Here is a 2677-nt window from a genome sequence, read left to right on the forward strand (position 1 = left end):
GACGGCGTTCTGCATTCGGGTCTCCCGGAGAGGTAGTGCTGCTGTGATGGGGACCACCCTATCATCTTAATTGAACTCAGTTCATCTATTTGGTCCGGCCGCTCACGCTCGGCCCCTCGACCGCCCCGGCCACCAGCGACTCCACCCGGTGCCGCAGCCGGGTCTCGGGGACGGTGAGGCGCCGCTGTTCCTGCTCGACGAACTCCTCGGCGCTGCCCACCCGGTACGTCTCGACGAACAGGCCCGGTTCCGCGGTCGGGCGCTCGAGCCGCCAGCGCCGACCTCCCAACCGGAGCCGGGAGCGACGCAGATCGCGCATGGCGGTGAGGAATTCCTGCGTGCGGCCCTCCGGCACCCGGTACTCGTAGCGGACCACCACCGGTCCCGATCGGTCGCCCGGAGGCGCAGCCTGGTCGGTGGCCTCACCGGACGGCCCCGCCGGCCCACCGAGCTCGGAGACGAGGACCGGCTCGATCCCCTTCTCGGCGCCCAGCCCGACGAGCAGGAGCGACACGCAGCTGATCACCATCAACCCGGCTGCCACGAGGAGGGCGGCCTGCAGTCCGGCGGCGTCGGCCACGACCCCCCACAGGAGCGATCCCGCCGCCTGGGTCCCCTGGACCATCAGCAGGATGAACGCGATCAGCCTGGGCCGGATCCAGTCCGGGAAGAACTGGTGCCCCATCGACATCCACGAACTCTGCACACTCACCCAGGCCGCGCCGGCGAAGAGCATGGCGATCCCGACCACGACCGGCGACGTCGAGACCGCCAGCACCGCCAGGGCTGCGGCGTAGACGAAGGCGCCGCACGCGGCGAACACCGTGACCCGCAACCGCCTCCGCGGCCCACCGAACCCCACGACCGCCACGACGGCGCCGGCGCCGATCAGCGCCATGAGCACACCGAATCCGTCCGCGCCCATCCCGAGACGGTCGTGGACGGCCAGCGAGATGAGCGCCCAGAGCGCGCTGGACGGGACCCCGAAGAGGAAGAGCTGGAACAACAGCCGCGTGGTCCACGCCGAGTTGGCCACGAACCGCACGGCCCCGGAGATCTCGGGAACGATCGCTCGTCGCGGAGCGGTCCGGTCGGGCGATCGCCGCTCCATGCGCCACAACGTGAGCGCACATCCGACGGACAGGACGGCGACCACCGCGAACGCCCACTCCGCGCCGGCCAGCCCCAGGCCGAGACCCGCGAGGAGCGGGCCGAGCGAACGGGCGAGATTGAACACCGCGCCATCGACCAGTGCCGCCGTGGGGATCCTCCGGCGGTCCACGGTCTCCGGCAGGAGCGATTGCCAGGAGACGCCCACCACCACCAGGGCGGTGCCGACGAGCAGGACGGACAGGATCATCGGGAGCGCACCGTCAGCCCCCGTCACCGTCAACGCGGTCGCGGCCACCGCCGACACGGCGGACACCGCGGTGGCCAGCGCCATCATCTTCTTGCGCGAGGCGTACCCGGCGACCACCCCCACCGGCAGCGCGAGGACCAGGAACGGCACCGCCATCGCCGCGGGCGCGAGCGAGATCACCGACGCGGACTCCCCGCGTTCGGTGAGGACCCACTGGACCGAGACGACGTGGATCCACACGGCCACCGCGTTGGTGAGCTGGACCGCCTCGAGGGCCCGGAACGCGCGCTCGTGCCGGAGCGGGCGCGCCTTCGATGGGTGGGCGCCCGCCCCGTCGCTCACCACTGGTCCCAGTGGATGAACTCCTCCGCCGGTGGCCGCCAGGCGGGGCGGAAGGTGGTGCCGGTGTAGTGGGCGACCGGGATCATGCAGACCTGTTCCACCTGCGTGGGATCGATCCCCACGATCTCGGCGACCTCGTCCTCGCGGCCGAGGGTCATCCCCGTCCAACAGGTGCCCAGTCCACGAAGCCGCGCGGCGAGCATGAAGTTCCAGACGGTCGGATACACGGTCGCGAGCCTGTGTTTGGCGTTCAGCACGTCGCCCTCGGCCAGCCGGGGCGTCAGACACGGGATGACGATCACCGGCACCCTGGACATCACCGCCGCGAGGTGCTCGGCCGAGTCCCTGGTGCGTCTGCTCTGGGCCGCGTGCCGCGGGTCGGAGTCCACGCGGTTGAACAGCCCCACGTCGCTCGCGCGATAGAAGCCGTCGAACTCCTCCCGGTAGATCCGACCGAGGTGGTCGATTCGGTCGGGGTCGCGCACCACGAGGAACTCGGTGCGCATGAGGTTCGAGCCCTGGGGTGCCTGGAGGGCGTCGGCGACGCATTCCTCCAACAGTCCCGGGTCGACCTCGCGCTCGAGGTCGAGGCGCCGGCGCACGGCGCGGGTGGTGGTGATCAGCTCGTGGGCGCCGAGAGCCTCGGGCGCGGTCCCGGCGGCGGAATCAGACATGGTCACCCCTACACCCCGACGAGGTCCGCGATCGACCGCCGGGCCTCCCGGGCACTACCGAACGCGCCCTCGTCGCCGAGCGCACGACGCAGGTAGAAGTGCGCGGAATGCTCCCAGGTGAAGCCGATCCCGCCGTGCAACTGGATCGCCTCGTGGGCACTCCTCGTGACGACGTCCGCGCAGACCGCCGACGCGACCGCCACGGCCAGGTCGGCATCGGAGGCGGCGTCCTCGTCGAGGACGGCGAGGGCGTACATCGGATAGTGCCCCGTGATGTGGTGGGAATCGGTTCCGCGTCTGG

The 2677-nt window shown here is 71.1% G+C and carries 3 protein-coding genes; all 3 read right to left on the bottom strand.

All coding sequences use genetic code 11. From position 1 onward, the window contains the following. Positions 1-85: 85 nt before the first annotated feature. Positions 86-1702: an MFS transporter gene (locus G6031_RS18010; protein ID WP_182654017.1), complete on the bottom strand. Its 1617-nt coding sequence runs from the start codon at positions 1700-1702 to the stop codon at positions 86-88. Next, the gene (locus G6031_RS18015; RefSeq protein WP_182654018.1) at positions 1699-2376 is read right to left on the bottom strand and encodes a nitroreductase family protein; all 678 of its coding nucleotides are present in this window, start codon (positions 2374-2376) and stop codon (positions 1699-1701) included. The genes G6031_RS18010 and G6031_RS18015 overlap by 4 nt, the downstream gene beginning before the upstream one ends. Positions 2377-2384: 8 nt before the next feature. Continuing rightward, positions 2385-2677, bottom strand: a 293-nt coding sequence (locus tag G6031_RS18020; RefSeq protein WP_277820182.1) for an acyl-CoA dehydrogenase family protein, incomplete at its 5' end; no start/stop codon positions are given.

The organism is Dietzia sp. CQ4, from assembly GCF_014145125.1.
GTDB lineage: Bacteria > Actinomycetota > Actinomycetes > Mycobacteriales > Mycobacteriaceae > Dietzia > Dietzia natronolimnaea.